This window comes from Pseudomonas aphyarum, from assembly GCF_028657055.1.
In the GTDB taxonomy this organism is placed as follows: Bacteria; Pseudomonadota; Gammaproteobacteria; order Pseudomonadales; family Pseudomonadaceae; genus Aquipseudomonas; species Aquipseudomonas aphyarum.
Genome location: NZ_JAMDGS010000010.1, coordinates 296,595 through 321,021 on the forward strand (window position 1 = coordinate 296,595; position 24,427 = coordinate 321,021).

Genomic DNA, 24,427 nt, shown 5'->3' on the forward strand with positions numbered 1-24,427 from the left:
AACCAGATCGCAGGGAGGCCCACGTCATGACCGGCTGCAGCCGCTGCGTTCCCTTACGCTCATGAACGTATTTGATATACGCAAGGATTCGTGTCGAACATGTTGAACACCCAGCGCAGCTACCTCGCCTACCTGAAATCCATCCCGCCACTGCTGGCCGAAACCTCGATCCGTATCGACGAGGTGACGACGCTGCAGGACGATATCCAGCACATCGAACTGCTGGTGCCCGTCATCGGCGCCTACAGCGCAGGCAAAAGCAGCCTGCTCAATGCGTTTCTCGGGGAGAATGTGCTGGGCGTGGGCCTGGCGCCGGAGACCGAACTGGCCACCGAGTTGCGCTACGCCAGCGACCCTCATCTACTGGCGGTCCGCGCCGATGGCAGCAGCGAGCGCCTGGCCGTCGAAGACGTTGCCACGATCAAGGCCCGGGCCGGCGAATTCACCCATCTTCAGTTGTACCTCGACAACCCGCGTCTCAAAGCCCTGCCCTCGCTGGTCTTGGTAGACATGCCGGGCTTCGGCTCCTCGCTGGGCAACCACAACAAGGCGATCGCCTATTACCTGCCGCGCGGCGTGCATTTCATCGTAGTTACCAGCGTCGAGGACGGAAACATCACCCAGTCGATGTTGCGGCAACTGGACGACCTGCAGACCTATGGCCGGGATTTCACCTTCCTGCTGAACAAGGTCAACCTGCGCGCCGACGATGACGTGCAGGACGTCGCCGAGCTGATCGACGAGCAGATCAGTTTCAACTTCGCCGACACCCGCCCACTGGTACGCATCGGCCTCGACGCAGACAAGCGCCTGGGCGAAGTGCTGGCCGGCCTGCAACCCGAGGAAATCGTCCGCCAGGTCTTCGAAGATCGCCTCAAGGATCTGACCCACGGGCTGCTGAACCAGATCAACCTGGCATTGACCGCACTGAAGAAGAACCAGGCCGAAAACGAACATGCCCTGAGCGAACTGACCCACGCAGTTCGCCAGATCGAACGCAAGCGCGACGGCATTCTGGAAGACCTGCGCGACCGCCAGTTGGACCGGGCCGTCGACAATTGCCTCGATGTGGTCGGCCGTGAGCTCGACAACGCCCAGTCGGAACTGGTCAACGCCGGCCTGGCCGGGAATCAGGAGGCGTTTTCGCGGATCGTCTCCGAAGTCGTGCGGGGCTCGATGACCCGCACCATCAAGGAACAAATGGACCTGCTCAGCCGCACAGTGGTCAGCGACTTTGCGCAAACCGTGGGCGACCTGGGCAAGAGCATGGGCCAGTTCAGCAACGACCCCAACTGGCTGGAGCAGCTCACCGGCAGGATCAACCGGTCCCTGCAAAAGACCGGGGAGACGCTGGGACACTGGAGCCAGTCCCTGGCGGCACGCAATGGCAACGAACTGGAAAGGCTGAAGCAGGAAACCGCCTGGAAGGAAGGCAACCCGCTGCCCAGGGTGAGCTACCAGGGTCTGGCCACAGTGCTGGCAGTCACCACCTCGGTGGTCAATCCGTTGATCGAGCTGGCCATCATCTTCCTTCCGCAGATCCTGGCGTTCCTCAACGAAGGACGCCAGCGCGACCAACTGCGCCAGAAAGTGACCAACGAGGTCATCCCGTCGGTCAAGCGCGAGCTGCGGGACCGACTGCCGGCACTGCTCACCGAACAGATGGACGTCCTGGTGACCCAGGTCGGCGCGGAATTCGGCCACGAGATCGGTGAAAAGCAGAAGCTCATCGACGAGCTGGTCACCACTCGCAACCAGGATGCAGAGGCTGCCGGGCATCAGATCGCCCTGTTGAGCTGCGCCCGGGAACAACTCCAGCAACTCGCCAAGCAAGCCCTCTACGAGCCGCGCCAATGAACGCACAGCACATCCTGGAACTGAGCCAGCGCCTCCATGAGTGGATGGAGAAATACAGCCCGGAACTGGAAAAGGACATTGCCCAGTGGCTGCAAAAGCACGCCATCGACCGTCCAGAAGCCCTGGAAAAGGCCTTCGACCAGCTGGCCGAGGAAGATCGCCTGCTCCAGATCGGTGTCGTGGGTCGGGTCAAGGCCGGCAAGTCCTCGCTGCTCAATGCGCTGATCTTCGATGGGCACTCGATCCTGCCCAAGGCGGCGACACCGATGACCGCAGCGCTGACCACCCTGACCTACGGTGATGCCTTCGGCGCGCAGGTCCAGTTCTACAGCGCCGCCGACCGGGAAAACATCGAGCAAAGCGCCTTGCGTTATGAGCAGCGCCTGCGCGAGGAAAAGGCCCGGGCCTTCGAAACCCTGAGGCAACGTCGCCTGCGCAGCGGACGCAGCGTCGATGACGAGCAGTTCCACGCCGACGTCGAAAAAACCGCGCAACGTGCCCTCCAGGGCGAACATGCCCTGGTCGCGGCCCATGATCAGTGGCAGCGCATTCGCGGGCTGAACATCGACCTCGCGGCCCTCGACAGCGAAGCCCGCCTGCAGGCCGTCGACGCCCAGGCGCTGGCCAGACAGTTGCTCGATTATGTCGGGGCCGGTGGCGACTACATGCCACTGACCAAGAGCGTGGACATCTTCCTGCCCCTGGATTCGCTGCGTAACCTGCGCATCATCGACACGCCGGGCCTGAACGACCCGGTCCAGTCCCGCGAGGAGCGCACCACCGCCCTGCTCAAGCACTGCGACGTGGTGTTTATCGTCAGTCCTGCCGGCCAGTTCCTCAGCGAACAGGACATCGAAATGATGAGCCGGATCACTCAGAAGGAAGGCGTGCAGGAGCTGGTCCTGATCGCCAGCCAGGTCGACAACCAGCTGTATGGCAGCGACACTCGTCAGCCAACCCTGCAGGGCGCTCTGGACAAGATCACCCGGACCCTCGGCACGCATATGGTCGATACCTTGCAACGCTTGAAGGTCCAGCACCCGGAGATCGGTGCGACCTTCGATAACCTGATCGAACGAGGCGCCGGCCGGGTCCTGTATACCTCGGGCATCTGCCGCAGCCTGTCGGTACGCTTCGAGCAGCAGGACGGCTGGGACAGCGGCGAGTGCAAGGCCTGGGACAACCTGCGGACCCACTATCCCGACTTTTTCACCCCCGAGCATGCCGAGCGCTGCCGGGGCAATCTCGATCTGCTGGCCAATACCGAGGCGTTACGCGCGGTGCTGGAGGAAGTCCGCCAGCAGAAAGCGCGGATCATCCAGGACCGTCGCGAAGAGCTCGTCCGCGCCAAAGCCACCGCCCTGGAAGCGTTCCGGGCCGACCTGCTGGACTTCACCCAGGCCAAGTACCAGGAAGTGCGCAGCGCCGACATCGATAGCCTCAAAGCCCAGCGGCGAAAGCTGGACAGCTTGATGGCGGTGGGCGTCCATGAGCTGGATAACGTTCTGGACGACTGCGCAACGGAGTTTTGCCAGAACCTGAAGCGGGATCTCACCAAGGAGCTCGACGCCGCCTATCGTTCGACGCTCAAGGATGTCGGAAACTCGGCGAAAGAAGAGACGAAAGACGTCATCATAGTGCGCGACAGCATTACGGCAAAATTCGCCAACTGGGCCTGGGGCGGCGGAACCGAAACCCACCAGCACACCGAGTTCAAGCTGTTCTGGCTCCAGGTACGCGAGGATCTGGAAGAGTTTGCCAACGGCTTGGGTGGGAGCCTGAAGGGCACGAGCAAAACACTCGCTAAAAAGTTCCGGGAGGACCTGATCAAGTCCTCTACCGCGGTCGCAAGGCGCCATCTGGGCGACGATCTCAACCCGGCGCTGGTCATCCGTACCACCAAATCCCTGGCTGCGGCGCTGAAATTGCCCGCTTTCGAGCTCGACACCCGGCAATTGAACAAGCTCAGGGGCACCGGAAGCTTCCTGATGGGCAGCGAGGCGCGAGCGTTCCTGGATGAAGCAAAAGCTCTCCTGGAAAATCTCAAGGGACAGGCTCGGACGCAAATACGCGAGTTCGCGGATGATGTGCCCGACCGGCTCCCGACCTCCTTCAGCAGCGCATTCTTCCAGGACATGCGCGAACGCATGGATCAGCTGGAACAGCAAGTCGACAACGCTCTCATGACCTTAGACCGCCTGCAACGCATGGCCCGGGAGCTGGAAGCGGCATGAAGACCGAACTCTTTTCGCCGGCGCTGCTGGACCAGCTGGACAAGCTCGGCCAGTGGTTCATCCGCCATCGCAAGCGATTGCATAACACCGTGGTCGAGTCCCTGCTGGTAGCGGATGATCGGCACGATACCCTGAGCCGCACGCATCAGGACACCGTCGGACACCTGGCGTCGCTGAAGGCCGACCACGCGCAACTCACCGAACGCCAGGCCAGGACCCGCGGCGAACTGGACGACACCAGACACACTCTGCACGAGACACAAGGCTACCTGAAGGACGCCAATACCCAGCATCTCCAGGCGCAAAAGGCGGCCATGCTGCGCTTCGACACGTTGTCGGCGCGGCATGCGCAACTGGTTCAGGAGCGCAACGGCCTCGAACAGGCGCGCCTGGCCGTGGAACTGAGCCTCGAACGGACCCGGAGTGAACTGCAGACCGGCGCCGAGGCGCTCGACGCGGCGACCAGACGGCACGAGCTGCTGAGCCAGGAGCACCACGACGCCTTGGAGCAGCTCGACGCGCTGAGCACCGAGCACGGGCGCTTGAGCGCAAGACAGGCTGCCACCGCCGCCGAGCTCGATAACACCCGACTAGCACTTGAGGACACACGGCAGTCGCTGGAGAACACCCACCAGGACCTGCAAAACCGCCTAGAAGCACATGACGCCCTGCAACGGTTGCTCGAGGAAGAACAACAGCAGCGCGCGCAGCTGACCGACGAATTCATCGCACTGCATCAACGCCATGGCGACACCTGGACACGCTTTCAGCTCATCTCCGGGCTGCTTGCCGCCCGGCCTCGGGACAACGCCGGGCTGATGCGCTTCAAGGAGCTGCTGAGCAACGAATACATGGCGTTCGCGGACGGCGAATCATCCCTGGCGACAGAAGCCACGGCAGTCACGATGCTGCAGTCGATCCAGCAGGAACTGGCCTTGCTCGTTGGCTTCCCGGAAGTTCACCAGCGCACCATCGTCGGGATCGTCGGCGGATTCAGCAGCGGCAAGTCAGAGTTCATCAACAGCTTCATCCAGGATCCTGAGGTGCGCCTGCCGGTCGGCATCCAGCCAGTGACCGCCATTCCCAGCTACGTGCTGGCCACGACAGCGCCAATGATCCGCGGCTATTCGGCAAACGGCGGGCATATCCCGCTGGAGGTGGACTTCTACAAAAGCATCTCCCACGCCTTCATCAACTCCTTCAGCTTCGACCTGAAGAGCCTGATGCCCTTCATGTGCGTGGGCGTGCGGATGCATCCCGCGCATTTCAGCCACATTTGTCTCATCGACACCCCTGGCTACAACCCGCCGCTGACAGCCGCCGAGCACAGTCATGGCGACAAACGCACCGCCATCCAGTTCGCCCGGCAGGCCGACGTGATCGTCTGGTTGATCGGCCTGGACGTCAACGGCACGGTGCCGGATTCGGACCTGAATTTCATTCAGGAGATCGGTGTCGAGCAGCGCCCTGTTTACGTGGTGCTGACCAAGGCCGACCTGAAGGCCCTGGACCACATCGAGGAGGTCATGGAGGAGGTCCGCGAGGTTCTGGAAGACGTGGACATTGTGGTGGCAGGGATCAGCGCGTACAGCTCCACCCTGCGCAACGAGGTGGCTTACCGCGACGTGCCGCTGCTGGAGTTTTTCTCCCAGATCAACCAGTTGGGTGATGCGCGGCTGCATCTCGATGGGCGTCTGCGGGAGGTTTTCTCGATGTATGACCATGCCATCCAGGCCGATATCGCCAGGATGCGTGCGCAAAAAACAGCCATTAATGGACTTCGGCTCGACAGTCTGGAAATTGGTGGCAAGGACGCCTATGAGCGAATGCTCGGCCCTATCAACAAGCTTGACAATAACCTGGACATCGCGCCTCTGGAGCGCTGCCTCAATGAATCACGACAGCTGTTCGAGGCCTTCAGCGATGCGGTTCGGCTAACTGTGGAAGCATCTGAATCAGAGGTGTGAAGCCGGCTTGGCGACAACTGCCCCCAGCTGGTGGGCCAGCCGGCCCGAATGAGCCCAACCAGTGCTGCTGTACCCTCCGAACATGGTCGCTTGACTGTCAGCAATTGCTCCATAACATACTCTGGAACCTCATCTGCTCTGGGATAGACACTCACTTGCTGCCATCAGGCAGCCGAAACCTCAGGCCCGCACTCCTCCACTATCCCGCACTAAAGAACGATCTGCTCCAACCCGGTAATCGGCAGGAACACCGGCTCACCATCGGCAAGAGCCTCCTGCGCTGCCGTGACCCGGGTCAGTGCATCGCTGGCCGCGTAGTCCTTGAAGTCATAGTTGGTCGCCTCCGCCAAGTCCGCGATGGCTACCTGGAAGGTGCGGTACTCCCCCAACTGGAAACCTTCCAGCGTTTCACGACGCGAGCGACTCTCCACCAGTTTACGCAGCAACTGCCCCTGGCTTAGCACGTACGCCGTGGCATGCAAGGCATCGCCCGAAGCGTCCAGGGTCACCACCAGCTTCCAGAACTCGACTGGCGCGACGGCACCATCGATGACCAGTTCGGACTCTTCGCTGTCAGCGTCGCGCAGGATCGGTCCGGTGAATACGCACGCCTTGAAACCATGGGTGCGGGTGCTGTCGAGAATGTAGTTCTCCAGGCCCTGCCAGAGCGCCTTGCCGCGGTTCAGGGTCGAATGCTGGGCGGAAGCGTTGACGTAGTGGAAGGTGTCGAAATTAGCCTGTTCGGCCTCTTGCGCGGTCCCCCAGTTCGGGTCTTCGCGGCGCACCATATGCCCGCGATCAATTTCCGGATCCTTGAAGTTGGACTCACCCAACTGGATCGACGCCGGAATTCGCTCGTCGACGAACCACCGGTCGGTGCCGCGCTTGATCCGCACGGCAGCCTGTCCGTCGATATTGACTGCGGTAATCAACGGCAACTTCAGTTCTTTCGAATACTTCACGCCGAAGTGGGTATAGCGCAGTTCATCGGGTTCATCGGGTTCGACGGGCGCATCGCTTGGCGTGGCCAGGGTGCCCGCGAGTTCAGGGGGAAGAACGGGCCAGGGTGTTTTCAGAACCTGTGCAGTGTGGGTGGCCTTCAGGAATTCGCGGTCAAAGCCCTGTCGGCCGTCGAACAACGTCGCTCCATGCCTGCCGTCCTTGGCCTCCTCGCCAACGCCAGCCAGTCGTGACGACACGGGAAGCTCGCCCTTGATCAACTGGCTGAGGGTCCGCGCTGGCACGGCGACGTTGGCCTTCAGGGGAGTGCCCTGGAAATGAAGTCCGACGACCTTGCCATCACTCAGGCGGATCACCGGCGAACCGGAGTTGCCGCCCAGGCTGGTGCAATCGTACGTCAGGTACTGACCGTTGTCGGCAGACTTCAGGATCCGGCCCGGCGCGAAGCGTTTGACATCGTACAAATCACGGAAGTACTTCGCCTGGGCGTCGGCATCGTTGCGCGAGTCATAGGCGGGATAGCCGATCAGGGCAACCAGGTCGCCCCTGCCCGGCAATTCCTTGTCGCCGATCAGTTCCATCGGCGTCGGCAGCTTGAAGTCTGCGGTTTCGATCAGTAGCAAGGCCACGTCAGCACCAGCATCGTCGGCCAGGTATTTCACCCTGGTCAGTTCGGCGGTACGAACGGTGTCGCCCGGTTTGCTATGCAACTCTTCGCGAAAGTCGATGACGGCACCGTAGCGCGCCCCAGCATGAGAACGGCCGAACACCGCACTGCCATCAGCCTTTCGGGTTGCCACTAACTTCGCCACATGACGGTTGGTGACTACCAGCGCCCCCTTGCCGACGTGCTGCACTACCCAGCCTGTTCCGGCCCACTCCATTTGGTGGTTGCGAAACTCAATGCGACCGACGGAAGGAATCCACTTCTGCGTCTTGAGGATCAGCCCCTGGGTCTCCGGGGGAAAGTCCGGTAGCGGCTCCATCACCACTTGGTCGTTATCGATCAACAAGGGAGGACGGCCGGTCAGTTGGATGATCGCCTCAAACCCAGACAAGGTGCTGTCGTTGATCATGGACTCAAGGCCTGAGCCTTTTTTGAGCGCTTCAATAGATGCGACGGACAACGCGGTCAGTGCGGATTCCGGCAGGCGGCGCTTTAACAGTGCGTCCTGCACCGCCTTTTCCATTTCCGGCGTCAACCGCCGCTTCAGATTGCCGATACGCTCTTCTCTGGATAGGCTTGCCATCTCGATTCCCCTGTTTACAGTTCAGCGTTCAGGATCAATAAAGCCACCGCTGGTGCGAATACGGCAGGAATTCCGCGGATCAACAGTTGGCGCGTAAGGCTGCGCGGGACATCGAGTTTCGATAGTCCGTTCGGCGTCGTGTGAGCGACATGTTTCAGACGTCGGCGCAGGGTTGAGCGCAGCTCTCCATCGGCTACGGCCTCGCTCCACACCTGCAACTGCCAATGCGCCTGCTGCAGGCCATTCGACGCCATCAACAACGTGCTCAGTCGGTTCTCGCTGGTCTGGTCGAGAGGTGGCTTCTGCGCCCAGCGCCCCGGGCGTCGACCAATCGACCAGTTGCCGGCCATGGTTCTACGCCAGCGCTCGGCGCTACGGCCGATCCGCGTCAGGTCCTGGTTGCCCTCGATGAAGGCACAGGACTGCGCCCAATCGGCGAACAGCCCGAGATCGTTCAGTACCGTCAGCGGGTCCTCTCGAGACAGTCGCATCGGCAGCGAACGCTCGGTCCCGAACAACCCGCCCGCCGCCGCAACGGCAACGAGGAAGCGCTCGACCGACGCGTTCAGGGCACGGTTCTCCGGTAGCAGCAGCAAGTGGCGGACAACGTTTGTGTAGGGTGTGAACATCGCCAGCAACCGTCCGGGTTCGACATCTTGTTGAGCCTGAGTGCTTGCCCCGTAATGCGCCAGTTGACGACGACCGGCCTCGAGAACATGCCAAGCCTCGTTGCCTGTTTCGCCGAGCCAGAGGTCATGCGCCACCTCGACAAAATCCCTATCACCGTCACGGACCAGAGGGAAGCGGTACGGCTCCGGCAAACTGCCGAGCAACAACCCCAACGCGCCGTAGCGAGCACAATCGTCGCTGGCGTTGCCCGCCGTCCGCTCCAGGCGGTCGATCTGCGGACGCCATGCCCACCATTGGCGGCGCAGTCGGTCAGGACTGAACTCGGCACGCATTTCCAGGCGAACCAATGCCACCTCTTCGGGCAGCCCGGCCAGGTCATCGTCGCTGTCGTTGAAGCGATCACGCTCGCGCAACCAGCGCCGCGCCTCGGCCCACTGCCCGGAGCGCCAGAGCAGCATGCGCACGGCATCCGCCGCTGTCGAGTCCATGCGCAGCCTGCGCCCGTCAATGATGCTACGCACCAGATAGCTGGCCTCGACCCAATCCTGGCGCCCGAGCACCGTCAGGCACTCATTCACGATCGACGCGTCCTGCACCGCATCGTTGCGTGCCCAGTCGCCACGCAGTTCGCTGCTGCGTTCGCCACGAAGGCTGCGCAAGTGATCCGCGACCCTGACGGGCAGTTCCTCTAGCGTCTCGTTGTCGAACTGCGCGGCGTCCTGGCTGGTCAGGTCCGGCAGCTCGACACCTCGGCGACTCAACTGCAAGCGGTGATACAGCGACTCCAGCCGCGCCCACCATGGCTCCAGGCTGGCGAACCAGCGCATGGCCGCAAAGTCCACCCGCGCCGCCGTTGCCGCGTTGTCGCTGTACAACAATGGCAGCAGCAAGGAGCGCATATCGCTGCGGTGCTTGAGATAACCCGGGGCATCGAGATCGGCATCGACCAGCCAGTGATGGCTCGCCAACTGGGTGCACAGTTCCTCGGCCCGCTCGACGCTCAAGGGCGCCAGGCCGAGGACCGGCACCAGCACCTCGCGAATCACCTCGGTATTGATACGCCGGACAATCAAGCCCGGATGAGCCAGCTTCCTCAACAACGGATCGTCGATCCGCGACAGCAGCAGGCGGTAAAGAAAAGCCGAACTGACCTCCTTGTTGCGTTGCCCCTTCGGCAAGGGTGCACCGTCCTTGGCGAGTTCCGCTCCCAGACGCAGCTTGAGCGGATTGCCCTGGGCCAGCTTGAGCAGTTCGCGGTGATAACGCGCTGGCGTACCAAGCTTGTTCAGCAGATCAATAGCCGCAGGATCTTCCAGGCCACCCAGGTCGATTCGCTCGATACGCCGTGTCGGCTGCTCCAGGGGTCGTCCAGAGTGCGCGCTCAGGCTGTCGAGCGCATCACCGCGTCCGGCGGCCAGCACACGCATGGGGACCATGCCCGCCTCGACCAGACGATCGAGCCAGCGCAGCAATCGGTCTGGTTGACTTTCTCCACGGCCGCGCAGCACTTCGAGGGTATCGAGCACCACCAGCAACAGCCGCCCCGAACGTTCCACGGCGCGCCCCATGCTGCTTGCCAGCTCCTCTGGCAGCCTTTGCCGTGAATCCCGCGTGTCCTTCACCCGCTTGTCGACAAGTCCCGCCGCGACCCGAGCCTTCAGCAATTCCGTGAGGCTGCCCTCCAATTGTTCCGCCAACTGACGCGCCGCTTCCATGGTCAGCCCTAGCTGATCCTGCACATCGAGGCCGGCTCGGTCGAAATCCAGGCGCAGGATCAAGGGCTGATCCACCTCGGTAATACGCCGGACCACCTCCCCCAGCAGGGTCGACTTGCCTATACCCGGCACACCGCTAAGGAACAGGCAGCCCACCGGCGAGGACGTGTCCGGCTTTTCCAGCCATTCGGAGATCCGCGCCCATTCTGATTCGCGCCCGAAAAAGCCGCGTTCGGCCAGGTGCGCCATTTTTTCCGCACGGTCGAACCCGGCCAGGGCCGCGCGGGCACGGGGCAACAGGTCGTAACTCGGCGCGGACTCGCCGGCCCGGTCGAGCGCCAGAATGATGCGCTCCAGTTCGGCCCGCCCGGAGGCTTCGTCCAGGTTTCGGCTGATCTGTGCGCGGCTGAACGGCGCCTCGTCGACCAGTACCGCGAGCAGGTCACGGGTCGACGCATCGGGATTGAAACGCAACCGCTTGGCCACCTCAGTGTCGAGCCGATTCTGCTCCTTGAGGTCGGCTAACACGCTATGACGCACCGAGGTACGAAGCAACCACAGGTTCTCGGCATCGGCCGGACGGACATCGCACAAGTCGGCCAGGCGGGTGGCTTCCATTGCCAGATCAATGGTGTCGGGTGCCACGCTCAATTTGGACAGCGCCTGACCAGGCTCGAACGGACCGGACAGCGCGGCAAATAGCGTAGCGTCTCCGATTTTCTGGTCGTTCATACAGCCACCTTCTTATTGCACAACTTCTGCAGTTTTTTTTGCAGCCGCTCGGCGACCGTGCTGCGCACCCGACTGTCGTAGCGACCATTGACGTGGTCCAGATCCTCCAGGGCTTCCTCGGTCCACTCATCGACCCGCTCCGGGCTGACCGGGCGTTTCAAATCGTCGGTCGCGGTTCTGATGAAGCGACGCACATCCTCTTCCTCGAGATCGCCCAGGTACTCGACCATCAGCCCCGGTGGGCCTGAGCCGAAGGCATCGCCGGGGTCATTGAAGCGCGCGCAAGGCATCTGCACGAGTTCGAAACCGGCCAGGGCGATACGCAAATTGTCCAGCTTCAGCGCCTGCTCGACGAAAGCGCTCAGCGCCCAGCGCAGTTCATCGCCGAATGCGGCGGCCGGATGATCGAAAAACACCCAAAGCCGGACACCCTGCGCATAGGCTTGCTCGTTGAGCGAGAGGGCCATGCGCCGGGCACGGTCGGCGACCCTCGCTTCCGGCTCGGTCTGGTCGTGACCCGCCCCAGCCATGTCCTTCAGGACCGCCACTGGCAGATCGATCTCGCCCGCGCGGCGGGCGATCTCCTGCGGCAGGTCATGGACGATGGTGTCGAAGCTGACCCGCATCAGACGGGTGTTAGGGCTGCGCGCTACCAGTCGGGCAAGTATCTGGTACGAAAACGGCAAGCCGGCCACATCGTTGCCCGGGTCGAGCCGCCAGACCCAGAGTCCGCGGGCACGTGCAGGGCCACTCATGGCCGCCTGGTAACCGATGAAGAATTTATCGCGAGCAATGATCAGGTTGCTGTCTGGGGAGCCATCGAGCGACCACAGCAGCGGCGGGACTTCGTCGTCGTTGATGGCCTGGCGTATCTGATCGTAAAAGCGGACCAGAGGTACCAGCCGGCCGAAGTCCTGCCAGCGCCCTTGATGAATACCCACCAAGCAAAAGCTGTTGTCGAAATAACCGCCCCCCGAGGACCCCGGACGATTGTCGGTGACGGTGGAACACCAGCGGGCAGTGAGTTGCTGCAGGCGCAGCATCTTGGCGAACTCCACGCCACGCCACGCGCCTGCGGGGTAGCTGACCAGCACGGTGCCCGCCTGATCGGCGAAGTAGTCAGGCTGGGAGGCCAGAGCCGCATAACCCAGATGGATGCCGGCAGGCTTGTACAGATGCAACAGCGCTATGTCGTGGCGGTTCAGGGCTTCATGGTCGTTGTTCGGCACTCGCCCACCGTGAGGTGGCCACTCGACGTCAGCGCAGGGCGAAGAGACCACTAGCTTGACGACTCCGATCCTGCGACCGTCGGCCAGCACAACATCGATGTCTGGCAGCTCCTCGGGCTCGACCTCCGGGCTGCCCGTAGCGATGACATGCCACGCCGTCAATACCGAGTTAGGGCCGACCAGGATGCCCGAGCCTTTGGTTTCCCCCGCGACCTGAATCACACAGCGAAACGCTTCCTGCCGCGACATGAAGTCTCTCAGCTGCTTATCGTCGAAACTGCCCAGGTTACCGCTTGCTTCGGCTACGGGCAGAGGGCTGGGTTGGAGCAGCAGATTGCGTGCACGCATGCCGTAGATGAACGTTTCCAGGCAACCATAGGCCTTGAGCTTTTCCAGCCAGTGACTGGCGCGCTCCCGCATTTGGGTCTGGGCTTCTATATTCAGGCCAATGGCGCTGGGGAGTTCCTGTTCCCGGCCGACCCGCAGTTGAGTGAACACCTCGACCGCATGGGAGAAACCCTGTGGTTCGCGAAGCACGCTCACTATCTCGTCGTCGGTAGGCATCGTCTGTTCGACGACGTCATCTGTATCAGGCATCTAACGCCAAGCCTCCTGCTTTGCGGCCATTATCGCGACAGTGCGGAGCTCGACGTTCGCCGCAGTCCGCAAAGTGTTTCCCCGTTAAGAGAGCATGAGCGAAGCCCGGTGATCGTGGGCTCCCAAGCTAATAGCATAGTGCAATTAAACGCGCGCAAAATACCGCCAGCCATTGGCCTGCACACAAAGTGTTCAGGCCCTGAGCTGTCCAGACTCAAGCCCAGCCTCAACCAGGGCGGCCGGATTCGTATAGACCACCAGGTAGGCCGGGTAGCCGGGCCGGACAGCATCAAGTTGCTGTTCCGGCGCCTGACCACCGACGGCGAATGCTTGCCGGGTGGTTCCGCGAGACGGTGGGCAAGACTATTCGGATGAGTCGTTCTGGGAGAAAGTAAAAAAGGATGCCAAATCTGCAGGTGAAGCAGTGCTAGAACCTGCATTGAAAATGCATTACTCGGCCATTGACGCAGATGCGCCAGCCTGGGCCAAGACCTTCATCAAAAAGTGGTGGAAGGCTTCCGTTAACGTAAGGCGATCAGTTTCATCATTACTTTCCACGCAACACAGATTTTCCATCACCCCAATTGATAGCCCCCTAACGAAAGGCGCATGCTAGAGGGCTTCCCTCGGGCTTATATCATTCCGAATGATAGTTACCTTCGTGTCATTCGATTCGTTTGCCATCTACCCGCCGAGCATCATCCGCCCATCTTCAATACATTGGCGGATGCATCCATGGAACAATCACTCAAACATTTGCGCTTCCCGTTGGCTATGTTGGCCGTGCTGGTGATGAGCGCCTGCGGCAAGACTCCGGAGACCGCCGCCACCATGCCTGCTGCCAAAGTCAGCGTGGCCAAGGTGCTGGAACAACCGGTCAACGAGTGGGACGAATTCACCGGGCGCCTCGAGGCGCCGGAAACCGTTGAAATCCGTCCGCGGGTCTCCGGCCAGATCGACGAAGTCGCCTTCACCGAAGGTGCACTGGTCAAGAAAGGCGACCTGCTGTTCCAGATAGACCCGCGTCCGTTCCAGGCCGAGGTCCGCCGCCTCGAAGCTCTTGTAGCTCAATCCCGCGCCAATGCCACCCGCAGTGAAAACGAAGCCGGTCGTGGCGAACGCCTGCGTGCCAGCAACGCCATCTCCGCTGAACTGGCCGACTCGCGCACCAGCGCTGCACAAGAAGCCCGTGCTGCTGTCGGCGCGCTGCAAGCGCAACTGGATCTGGCCAAGCTGAACCTGAGTTTTACCCGCGTTACCGCACCGATCAGCGGCCGCGTCAGCCGTGCCGAGATTACCGCCGGCAACCTGGTGACCGCCGACACCACTCCACTGACCAGCGTTGTGTCCACCGACAAGGTCTACGCCTACTTCGACGCCGACGAGCGTGTGTTCCTCAAATACACCCAGCTCGCCCGTCAGGGTCAGCGCGGTGCAACCACTCCGGTGTACATGGGCCTGTCCAATGAAGACGGCAACCCGCACCTGGGCCAGATGAACTTCGTCGACAACCAGGTCAACCCGAAAACCGGCACGATCCGTGGTCGCGCGGTGTTCGACAACAGTGACGGCACCTACACCCCGGGTCTGTATGCACGCCTGAAACTGGTCGGCAGCGGCACCTACAACGCCATGTTGATCAACGACGAAGCGGTCGGTACCGACCTCGGCAAGAAGTTCGTGCTGGTGATGGATGGCGACAACAAGACCGCCTACCGCGCCGTTGAACTCGGTCCGAAGATCGAAGGCCTGCGTATCGTGCGCAGCGGCCTGAACAAGGACGACACGATCATCGTCAAGGGTCTGCAACGGGTTCGTCCTGGCTCTCCGGTTTCGCCTGAAGTGATCCCGATGGCCAGCGAGCAAACCATTGCCGCTCTCGCTCAACAACGACAAGCGCTGGAAGCCAGCAACCTGCCCAAAGTCGCACCTGCCAAAGGCGCGTCGGGATCGGTTGTGAAACTGGCTGCTGCGACCCCACGCGGTTAAGGGACGACAACTCCGATGAATTTTTCCCAATTCTTCATTTCACGGCCGATCTTCGCAGCGGTGCTGTCGCTGCTGATCCTGATCGCCGGTGCGATTTCGCTGTTCCAGTTGCCGATCAGCGAATACCCGGAAGTCGTGCCACCGACCGTGGTGGTGCGTGCCAACTTCCCGGGCGCCAACCCAAAAGTCATCGGTGAAACCGTGGCGGCTCCGCTGGAGCAAGCCATCACCGGCGTCGAGAACATGCTGTACATGTCCTCGCAATCCACCGCTGACGGCAAGATCACCCTGACCATCACCTTCGCCCTGGGTACCGACCTGGACAACGCGCAGGTGCAAGTTCAGAACCGCGTGACCCGGACCGAGCCGAAACTTCCAGAAGAAGTGACGCGCATCGGTATCACCGTCGACAAGGCTTCGCCCGACCTGACCATGGTTGTGCACTTGACCTCGCCGGACAAACGCTACGACATGCTGTATCTGTCCAACTACGCGATCCTCAACATCAAGGACGAGCTCGCTCGCCTCGGTGGTGTCGGTGACGTGCAGCTGTTCGGTATGGGCGACTACTCGCTGCGTGTATGGCTCGACCCGAACAAGACCGCTTCGCGCAATCTGACAGCGACCGATGTGGTGACGGCGATTCGTGAGCAGAACCGTCAGGTGGCCGCCGGCCAACTGGGCGCGCCCCCTGCCCCGAATGCCCAGAGCTTCCAGCTGTCGGTCAACACTCAGGGTCGTCTGGTCTCCGAGGAAGAGTTCGAGAACATCATCATTCGCGCAGGTGACAACGGTGAGATCACTCGTCTGAAGGACATCGCCCGCGTCGAACTGGGTTCCAGCCAGTACGCCTTGCGTTCGTTGCTGAACAACCAGCCGGCCGTAGCGATCCCGATCTTCCAGCGTCCTGGCTCCAACGCCATCGAAATCTCGAACGAAGTTCGCGGCAAGATGGAAGAACTGAAGAAAAGCTTCCCGCAGGGCATGGACTACAGCATCGTCTATGACCCGACGATCTTCGTGCGCGGCTCCATCGAGGCGGTGGTTCACACCCTCTTCGAAGCACTGATCCTCGTGGTTCTGGTGGTAATCCTGTTCCTGCAGACCTGGCGCGCCTCGATCATTCCGTTGGTGGCGGTGCCGGTATCGTTGATCGGTACGTTTGCGGTGATGCACCTGTTCGGCTTCTCGCTCAATGCGCTGTCGCTGTTCGGCTTGGTACTGGCGATCGGTATCGTGGTGGACGACGCCATCGTGGTGGTGGAGAACGTCGAGCGGAACATTGAACTGGGGCTCAACCCCTTCGATGCGACCAAAAAGGCCATGGGTGAAGTGACCGGCCCGATCATTGCCACGGCGCTGGTGCTGTGTGCGGTGTTCGTACCGGCGGCATTCATCTCGGGCCTCACCGGTCAGTTCTACAAGCAGTTCGCACTGACCATCGCGATCTCGACCGTGATCTCGGCTTTCAACTCGCTGACCCTGTCGCCAGCGCTGGCCGCTGTGTTGCTTAAAGGTCACGACGCACCGAAAGACCGCTTCTCGCGAGTGCTGGACAAGATCTTCGGTGGCTGGCTGTTCCGTCCGTTCAACCGTTTCTTCGACCGCGCCAGTCATGGCTACGTCGGCACCGTGCGCCGGGTCATCCGTGGCAGCGGCATCGCCCTCTTCCTGTACGCAGGCCTGATGGTGCTGACCTTCTTCGGTTTCTCCAGCACGCCGACCGGTTTCGTACCCGGCCAGGACAAGCAATACCTGGTGGCCTTCGCGCAACTGCCGGACGCCGCGAGCCTGGACCGTACCGAAGACGTGATCAAACGCATGTCCGACCTGGCACTGAAACAGCCGGGCGTGGAAAGCGCCGTAGCCTTCCCGGGTCTGTCGATCAACGGTTTCACCAACAGCCCGAACGCCGGCATCGTGTTCGTGACCCTGAAACCGTTCGACGAGCGTAAAGACCCGAGCATGTCTGCCGGTGCGATTGCCGGTGCCTTGAACGGCCAGTACGCCGGGATTCAGGAAGCCTACATGGCGATCTTCCCGCCGCCGCCGGTACAAGGCCTGGGCACCATTGGTGGCTTCCGCCTGCAAATCGAAGACCGGGGCAACCTGGGCTACGAAGAGCTGTACAAGGAAACCATGAACATTATTGCCAAGAGCCATAACGTTCCGGAACTGGCCAACCTGTTCACCAGCTACACCGTGAACGTGCCGCAGGTCGATGCCGCCATCGACCGGGAAAAAGCCAAGACCCACGGCGTAGCCGTCAGCGACATCTTCGACACCCTGCAGATCTACCTGGGTTCGCTGTATGCCAACGACTTCAACCGCTTTGGTCGTACCTATCAGGTCAACGTTCAGGCAGAGCAACAGTTCCGCCTCGAATCCGACCAGATCGGCCAGCTGAAAGTACGCAACAACAAAGGCGAAATGATCCCGCTGGCGACCTTCATCAAGGTCAGCGACACCTCGGGCCCGGATCGTGTGATGCACTACAACGGCTTCATCACCGCTGAAATCAACGGCGCGGCAGCTCCGGGCTACAGCTCTGGCCAGGCCGAAAAAGCCATCGAGAAACTGCTCAAGGATGAACTTCCGAACGGCATGACCTACGAGTGGACCGACCTGACCTACCAGCAGATTCTGTCCGGCAACACCGCGCTGTTCGTGTTCCCGCTCTGCGTATTGCTGGCGTTCCTGGTACTCGCGGCTCAATACGAAAGCTGGAGCCTGCCACTGGCGGTGATCCTGATCGTACCGATGACCCTGCTGTCGGCCATCACCGGTGTGATCATCTCTGGCGGCGACAACAACATCTTCACCCAGATCGGCTTGATCGTACTGGTGGGACTTGCCTGTAAGAACGCGATTCTGATCGTCGAGTTCGCCAAGGACAAACAGGAAGAAGGCCTCGATCCACTGGCCGCCGTACTGGAAGCCTGCCGTCTGCGTCTGCGGCCGATCCTGATGACCTCGTTCGCGTTCATCATGGGTGTGGTGCCACTGGTGTTCTCCAGCGGTGCCGGTGCCGAGATGCGTCATGCCATGGGTGTGGCGGTGTTCTCCGGGATGCTTGGTGTGACCTTCTTCGGTCTGCTGCTGACCCCCGTGTTCTACGTGCTGATCCGCAACTTCGTGGAGCGCAGCGAAGCTCGCAAAGCGGCCAAGGCGCAAAATCTTCAAAAGCCACTGGAGGCGCACCAATGAGTCTGAAAGTCTTCCTGCCGAGCCTGCTGGTGCTGGCCCTGAGTGCCTGCGCCGTCGGCCCTGACTACAAGACCCCGACGACGGAGGCGGCGAACATCACGTCCGCCACCGACGGCGCCGCCGGCCAGAAGAACTTCGACCGTTCGAAATTCGAAGGCATCTGGTGGCAGCAGTTCGACGATCCGACCCTCAACCAGTTGGTGACACAATCGCTGCAAGGCAACCGTGAACTGCGCGTGGCGTTCGCCCGCTGGAAAGCCGCCCGGGCGATCCGCGACGACGCCAGCAATGATGCGATGCCAACCATCACCAGCCGCGCCAGCAGCGATCTGGCCAAAGGTCAGATCCCCGGCCAGACCACCAAACGGGTCAACAGCGAACGCTACGACCTGGGGCTGGACATGGCTTGGGAGCTGGACCTGTTCGGACGCATCCAGCGCAATCTGGAAGCCAGCGACGCCGACCAGCAAGCGGCCGAAGCCGATCTGTACCAGCTGCAAGTCACCATGATTGCCGAACTGGTGGACGCTTACGGTCAACTGCGCGGCGCTCAGCTGCGGGAGAAGATCGCCCTGGCCAACCTGAACAACCAGCAGGAGTCGCGCAAGATCACCATCAGCCTGCGTGACGCCGGCGTTGGCGATCAGCTCGATGTTGAACGGGCCGATGCCCGTCTGGCGTCGGTCGAAGCCAGCGTGCCGCAGTTGCAGGCGGAACAGGCCCGGCAGAAAAACCGCATCGCCACCCTGCTGGGTGAACGTCCGGACAAGCTGACCGTCGACCTGAGCCCGAAAGACCTGCCGGCGATTGCCAAGGCCTTGCCGATCGGTGATCCGGGCGAACTGCTGCAGCGTCGTCCGGACATCCTCAGCGCCGAGCGCAAACTGGCTTCTGCCACCGCGCGTATCGGTGTGGCCAAGGCCGACCTGTTCCCACGGGTCAGCCTCAGCGGCTTCCTCGGCTGGACGGCCGGACGTGGTTCGCAGATCGGTTCCTCGGCGGCCAACGCCTGGGCACTGGGCCCGAGCATCACCTGGGCGGCGTTCGACCTTGGCAGTGTGCGGGCCCGTTTGCGCGGCGCCGATGCCGATGCAGAAGGTGCACTGGCGACCTACGAGCAGCAAGTGCTGCTCGCGCTGGAAGAATCGGAAAACGCCTTCAGTGATTACGGCAAGCGTCAGCAACGTCTGATCTCGCTGATCCGTCAGAGCGAATCGAGCCGCAAGGCCGCTGACCTCGCCGAGATTCGCTACCGCGAAGGCACCACCGATTTCCTAGTGTTGCTCGACGCCCAGCGTGAACGCCTGAACGCCGAAGACAGCCAGGCCCAGGCCGAAGTGGATCTGTATCGCGGCATCGTCGCGATCTACAAGGCCCTCGGTGGCGGTTGGCAGCCAGAGACGGTCGCCAGCAAGTAACAGTTTTTTAAAGAGCTCCTTTGGTTGGCCGCAACCAACCAAATTTTTTGCCCCGCGTATCATTCGGTCGCGGGGCTTTTTTGTACCTGTCTTTCGTGGTTTTCCAGCACGGTGACCGTGGCGGTAGTGCCGGCTCTCAGTCGGTCCTTGCCCGCGTAATCGGGATCGATGCCGATCCGCACCGGTACCCGCTGCGCCAGTTTCACCCAGGTGTAGCTGGGGTTGATGTTGGCCAGCAATCGGCTTCCCGGCGCGTTTTCCCGGTCAGCAATGGCGAAGGCGATGCTTTGCACGGTGCCGCCGAATTTTTCCCCGCTCATCAATTCGATACGCACCCGGTCACCCTCCTCGATCCGTGGCAGTTTGGTTTCCTCGAAATAGCCGCTGACATAAAAAGAGCCACTGTCCACCAGTGCCAGCAAGGCGCCGCCGGCCACCGCGTAATCCCCCTGACGGGTCAGCAGATTGGTGACATAACCGCTGACCGGCGCTTCGACACGGGTGCGTTGCAGATCCAGTTCAGCCTGAGTCAACGCTGCAATCGCCAGTTGCACATTGGCTTCGGCCAGACCGAGATTGGCCTGATTGCGTAACAGATCGGCCTGGGCAACCGCCACGTCAGTACTGGACTTCTCCCACTCCTCCCCGGAAATCGCGAATCCTTGCTTGAGCGTGCGTCGCCGGCGCTCTTCGCTCTGGCGCTGTTTGAGCAATGCCTCGCTGGCGACAATGGCCGCTTGCGACTGTCCAAGCGTGGCCTTCGAGACCTCCACCGAGCGTTTCGCATGCTCGACGGCGAGGCTGTAGCGAGCCGGGTCGATCTCCAGCAGCAACTGGCCCTTGTCGACATGCTGGTTGTCCTGCACCGCCAGCGTGACGATGCGGCCCGAAACATCCGCCGACAGCGTCACCACATCCGCCCTCACCCGCGCATCCCGCGTCCACGGGGCGCGGGTGTAATGTTCCCAGGCGAACCAGCCGAGCACGATTGCCAGCAGCACCACCGCCAATGTCGTCAATCGAGTGAGCAACGTCTTCAAGGTTTCAGGCTCCCATCAGCAAAATCAGTGCGGCGCATACACAGGCGTACAAGGCGCCTTCGAACAGTGCCTCATGCCAGACAAAACGCAGGACGCCGAGCCGGCGCAACCCCCAGTCGAGCACCAGAAAAACTGGTATGGCCAGTAACAGGGCCTGAGCGATGGGAGGCAGGTAAACGCCGCCGATCTCGAAATCAATGGGCAAGGACGGGCTCTCCTTCAGAACGGTCGGGCTGCAAATGCTCGCCATGTCGCTCCAGAAACGACACCACGATCAACAGGGCCACGCGCATGCGAAACACCGACCACAAGTGTTCATGGGTGGCGACGTGCAAGGCATCCAGCTCATCGCCGAGCGCATGCAGCGTAGTCAGCAACGGTGTCAGGCGCACGTCCGGTCGGCTGGCGACGAAACGGCCGGTCTGACGCAACGCCGTCGACAGCTGCCGACCGAAAGCGTCCGTCAGCAATGTGTTGTTCTGTGCCTGTTGCCTGAGCTGGTGCATGGCCACGCCCAGCGCCACGCAGGCGAGACTGATTTCATACAGGCGCTGCATGTCCCGATCGTTGGCGGCTGGCAACACGCCCAGCATCGAGGTCAGGCGATCGACCATGCGACTTTCGAAGGCGAATTGCTGTTCATCGGTGGCCGGACTCTTGGTCAGTTGATAGACCTGCTCCCGCGCCTCGTTATAGAAACGCCTGATTCGAAAGGCCGGGCGGAACGGGAAGATCCAGGCATAGACAATCAAAGCCAGCATCGCCGCACTGACGTAGGCCCCGGCAAATTCGAACCATTGGATGGCGGTGTTCTGCCCGGTGCCGACGTTCTGCGGACCGAGCATCAGGAAACTCGACAGCCCCAGCCCCATGCCGATACCGGCGGTGGCCGGGCTGGACAGTCCGACCGCGATCACATACAGCAGCGGTGCAAGCAGCAAGGCCAACATTTCGAAATCGCTGATCGCCGGAACCAGCATGAACTGATAGAACGCCGACACCACCAAGGCCAGTCCCAGCCCTCGGGCGTAACTCTGCGCGGCAATCAACGGGCGCGGAAACGTCGCCATCAACGAACACAGAATCCCCACCAGAATCATCCCGCCCCGCGCGCCGTCCCAGGCTGTTTCAATCCAGATCAGGCCGGCCACCAGCAACGCACTGAAGGCGCGGATGGCGTTCATCGTCGCTAGGGTGAAATCCAGGTGCAAGGGGCTGGATTGGCCACGGAACATGCAGCTGGCTTCCCGCCCTTCCTGTATCGCGTCGCTCAGCTCGAGAATCTGCTCCAGTTGCTGCAACAGCCGCGCCTGTTCCCAGCGCAATGCCCAGGCCAGCGAGCGCAGGGTTGCACTCATGTCTTCCGTCAGTTGTTCGGCCTTGTAGGCCAACGCTTCGAACTGCTGTTGCAGCGCGACGAACTGGTGCCGTACCTCGGCTGGCAATGAGCGCCCTTGCTGTGCGAGCTGATCAAGCAGTGCCAGCTCCTCGGCGCGTAGTTGCTGGATATCCAGCGGCAGATCACCCTCCCAGCGTTCGGTGAGCAATTCCCGCTGGTGACGCAGCGCAGTCAGGCGCGAGGTCAGCAGCATCAGCTGATTGCCCAGCAACAGCACCAGATTGTTGGCACTGCGCAGGCGCGGCGCATCGAAATACAAATGCCGGCGCAGGCCTTCGAGGGCGCTGATTTCGCCCAGCAGCTGCATTTGCCGACGCTGAAAGTCCGCTTCGCTTTCTTCGGTGCGCAGCACGGCGGCGGCATGGGTGGCGACTAGCTTGATCACCTGATCGACCTTCGCGAAATAGTTGCGCGATACCGCTTCGGGCCGCGCCGTCAGCAGGCTGACCACGCATACGCACGCCACCGCCAGCAAGGTTTCGGTAACCCGGGTCACCGCCAGCAGAAAGGTGCCGTCCTGATCCGGAATCGCCAGCAGCGCCACCACCACGGCGGTATACCCGCTGAGCACGAACGCCTGGGAACTGGTGTAGCGCAATAACGTACCGCCGGCCGTGCACAGGGCCAGCCATAGCGCCAGGGTCGTGATGAACGGCAACGGCGCCTGGGGAAAGATCGCCATCAGCAGCACTGCCACCACCGCGCCAAGGGTCGTCCCGATGATTTGCCCGAAGCTGCGTGCCAGCGCCATCCCGGCCAAGGGCTGGCTGATGATCACTACGGCCATGATCGACCACTTCGGCTGATCCAGATCGAACAGAAACGCCAGGTACAACGTCAGCAATCCGGCGGCAATGGTGCGCAAACCAAACAGCAGCACGGCCTGGCTAGGGTGGATCACCGCCTTGAAATAAATAAGCAGGGATTGCATGGGTAGCCTCTTCGAAACAACTTCTGCAAGCGTAGACACTGCATGGAAGGCATGACGGCGAACAGGGTCGACATGAGCTGTAGGTCGATTCAACGCCTGTAGTAGGTCATATCGGGCAGAGGGTTTGACTCACGGCGCGAGCTGACAGAAGCTTGCGACCTCCGCTACAAAACGAAAGTTTCGGAAATTCGCATGCCTCAGTCTCGCCGCTATTTGCTCATCAGCCTCGGCCTTGTGCTGGTCCTCCTCGTGGGCTGGCTGTCATTGCGCAGTACCGCACCCGTGGTGCCGGAAGCGATCAAGCATGGGTACAGCGAAGCGCTGGCCGCCGCTCGGGCTGGCCAACCGGGTGCCGCACGGGTTTTGTATCAGCAACTGGGGCGTCCGGATCTGTCGGTCAAGCGGCGCGTCTGGCTGCATGCCGAGCTGCCCAATTACCCGAGCCCGCAGGCCCTGAAACTGGCGGATGCCGATCTGCAAAACGAATCGCCGGACGTGCGGCTGGCGGCAATCAAAAGCGTGACCGGTCTGGTGCCGGGTGGTCAGCGCAGCCTGCTGCTGGGCCCGTTGCTCGACGATGAGGATCAAACCGTACGCTTTGCCGCGATCAACGCCCTGCTCGGCTTGTCTCCAGATCAGTTGGGCCTGTATTTCGCGCCGCTCCAGCAAGGCATCGACGTGTGGGAGCAGGCGCTGAAGGCCCAGCCGGAGAGCGCCGCCAACTACGTGCAACTGGCGCGCCTGTATCTGCACAACGCCGAGTTGAAACAGGCACAGCAAGCGCTGGAACAAACCCTGCGCCTCGACCCCGGAAACCTGCCGGCGCTGGTGATGCAGATCGAAGTGCTCGATCGTCAGGGCCAGAGCGACGCCGCACGGCAATTGCTCGCCCGACAATTGAAGGCCCAACCCGATTCGGCCTATCTGCAACATGCCCTTGGCCTCTGGCTGCTGCACCACGATCAACGCGAGTACGCCCTGCTCGGCCTGTCCAAAGCCGTGGAGCTCGAGCCCGACAACAAGGACTATCGCTACGACCTCGCTACCACCCTGCACAGCGCCGAAGAACTGGAAGCGGCGCAAAAGCAGCTGCAGGAAATCGTTCAGCGTCATCCTGCCGATCGCAAGGCTCGGGTGTTGCTGATCAATTACTGGAAAGAAAGCGGTCAGTTGCAGAACGTGCAGATCCTGCTGGCCCAGCTCGAACAGATGAATCCCGACGATCCTTCCCTTCAGCAAGGTCTCTAGCGGCCTTCTCGACACATCCCGCAA

Annotated in this window: 13 protein-coding genes; 7 read left to right on the forward strand and 6 right to left on the reverse strand. The window is 61.6% G+C overall.

What is annotated here, in order from left to right; all coding sequences use genetic code 11:
* Positions 1 to 99 precede the first annotated feature (99 nt).
* Genes M5G18_RS15410 through M5G18_RS15420 form a run of 3 tightly spaced genes read left to right on the forward strand, consistent with a single transcriptional unit; the run spans position 100 to position 6,058 of the window.
* Positions 100 to 1,857, forward strand: a complete 1,758-nt coding sequence (locus M5G18_RS15410; RefSeq protein WP_273899444.1) for a dynamin family protein — start codon at positions 100 to 102, stop codon at positions 1,855 to 1,857.
* Positions 1,854 to 4,091 (forward strand): dynamin family protein, encoded by a 2,238-nt coding sequence (locus M5G18_RS15415; RefSeq protein ID WP_273899443.1) that lies wholly within the window; start codon positions 1,854 to 1,856, stop codon positions 4,089 to 4,091. Before M5G18_RS15410 ends, M5G18_RS15415 begins: the two co-directional genes overlap by 4 nt.
* On the forward strand, positions 4,088 to 6,058 hold the full coding sequence (locus M5G18_RS15420; RefSeq protein ID WP_273899442.1) for a dynamin family protein: 1,971 nt from the start codon (positions 4,088 to 4,090) through the stop codon (positions 6,056 to 6,058). Before M5G18_RS15415 ends, M5G18_RS15420 begins: the two co-directional genes overlap by 4 nt.
* Positions 6,059 to 6,267: 209 nt before the next feature.
* On the opposite strand, the gene M5G18_RS15425 is transcribed toward M5G18_RS15420, so the two are convergent.
* The 3 genes from M5G18_RS15425 to M5G18_RS15435 are packed head-to-tail and all read right to left on the reverse strand — an operon-like array spanning position 6,268 to position 13,171.
* A complete protein-coding gene (locus M5G18_RS15425) occupies positions 6,268 to 8,268 on the reverse strand; it encodes a DNA/RNA non-specific endonuclease (RefSeq protein WP_273899441.1) in 2,001 nt (666 codons plus the stop codon).
* Between the two features lie 14 nt (positions 8,269 to 8,282).
* On the reverse strand, positions 8,283 to 11,345 hold the full coding sequence (locus M5G18_RS15430) for an ATP-binding protein (RefSeq protein ID WP_273899439.1): 3,063 nt from the start codon (positions 11,343 to 11,345) through the stop codon (positions 8,283 to 8,285).
* Positions 11,342 to 13,171, reverse strand: coding sequence for a trypsin-like serine peptidase (locus M5G18_RS15435; protein WP_273899438.1), 1,830 nt, complete (start codon positions 13,169 to 13,171; stop codon positions 11,342 to 11,344). Before M5G18_RS15435 ends, M5G18_RS15430 begins: the two co-directional genes overlap by 4 nt.
* Positions 13,172 to 13,906: 735 nt before the next feature.
* On the opposite strand from M5G18_RS15435, the gene mexE reads away from it, so the two are divergent.
* From mexE to M5G18_RS15450, 3 genes are read left to right on the forward strand one after another with little or no spacing between them, the layout of a single operon-like run.
* Entirely contained in the window at positions 13,907 to 15,160 is a 1,254-nt protein-coding gene (gene mexE, locus M5G18_RS15440) for a multidrug efflux RND transporter periplasmic adaptor subunit MexE (protein ID WP_179695056.1), read from the forward strand.
* Positions 15,161 to 15,175: 15 nt separating this feature from the next.
* Positions 15,176 to 18,367, forward strand: a complete 3,192-nt coding sequence (locus M5G18_RS15445; RefSeq protein ID WP_179695057.1) for an efflux RND transporter permease subunit — start codon at positions 15,176 to 15,178, stop codon at positions 18,365 to 18,367.
* The gene (locus M5G18_RS15450) at positions 18,364 to 19,785 is read left to right on the forward strand and encodes an efflux transporter outer membrane subunit (RefSeq protein WP_007954547.1); all 1,422 of its coding nucleotides are present in this window, start codon (positions 18,364 to 18,366) and stop codon (positions 19,783 to 19,785) included. The genes M5G18_RS15445 and M5G18_RS15450 overlap by 4 nt, the downstream gene beginning before the upstream one ends.
* A 59-nt stretch (positions 19,786 to 19,844) precedes the next feature.
* On the opposite strand, the gene M5G18_RS15455 is transcribed toward M5G18_RS15450, so the two are convergent.
* Genes M5G18_RS15455 through M5G18_RS15465 form a run of 3 tightly spaced genes read right to left on the reverse strand, consistent with a single transcriptional unit; the run spans position 19,845 to position 23,155 of the window.
* Positions 19,845 to 20,825 (reverse strand): HlyD family secretion protein, encoded by a 981-nt coding sequence (locus M5G18_RS15455; RefSeq protein ID WP_179695058.1) that lies wholly within the window; start codon positions 20,823 to 20,825, stop codon positions 19,845 to 19,847.
* A gap of 4 nt (positions 20,826 to 20,829) precedes the next feature.
* Positions 20,830 to 21,030 (reverse strand): DUF1656 domain-containing protein, encoded by a 201-nt coding sequence (locus M5G18_RS15460; protein ID WP_207982663.1) that lies wholly within the window; start codon positions 21,028 to 21,030, stop codon positions 20,830 to 20,832.
* The gene (locus M5G18_RS15465) at positions 21,020 to 23,155 is read right to left on the reverse strand and encodes an FUSC family protein (RefSeq protein ID WP_273899437.1); all 2,136 of its coding nucleotides are present in this window, start codon (positions 23,153 to 23,155) and stop codon (positions 21,020 to 21,022) included. The genes M5G18_RS15460 and M5G18_RS15465 overlap by 11 nt, the downstream gene beginning before the upstream one ends.
* A gap of 192 nt (positions 23,156 to 23,347) precedes the next feature.
* Here M5G18_RS15465 and M5G18_RS15470 point away from each other — a divergent pair, with 192 nt between their 5' ends.
* Complete coding sequence (locus M5G18_RS15470; protein WP_273899436.1) at positions 23,348 to 24,403, forward strand: tetratricopeptide repeat protein; 1,056 nt, start codon at positions 23,348 to 23,350, stop codon at positions 24,401 to 24,403.
* The last annotated feature ends 24 nt before the right edge of the window (positions 24,404 to 24,427 follow it).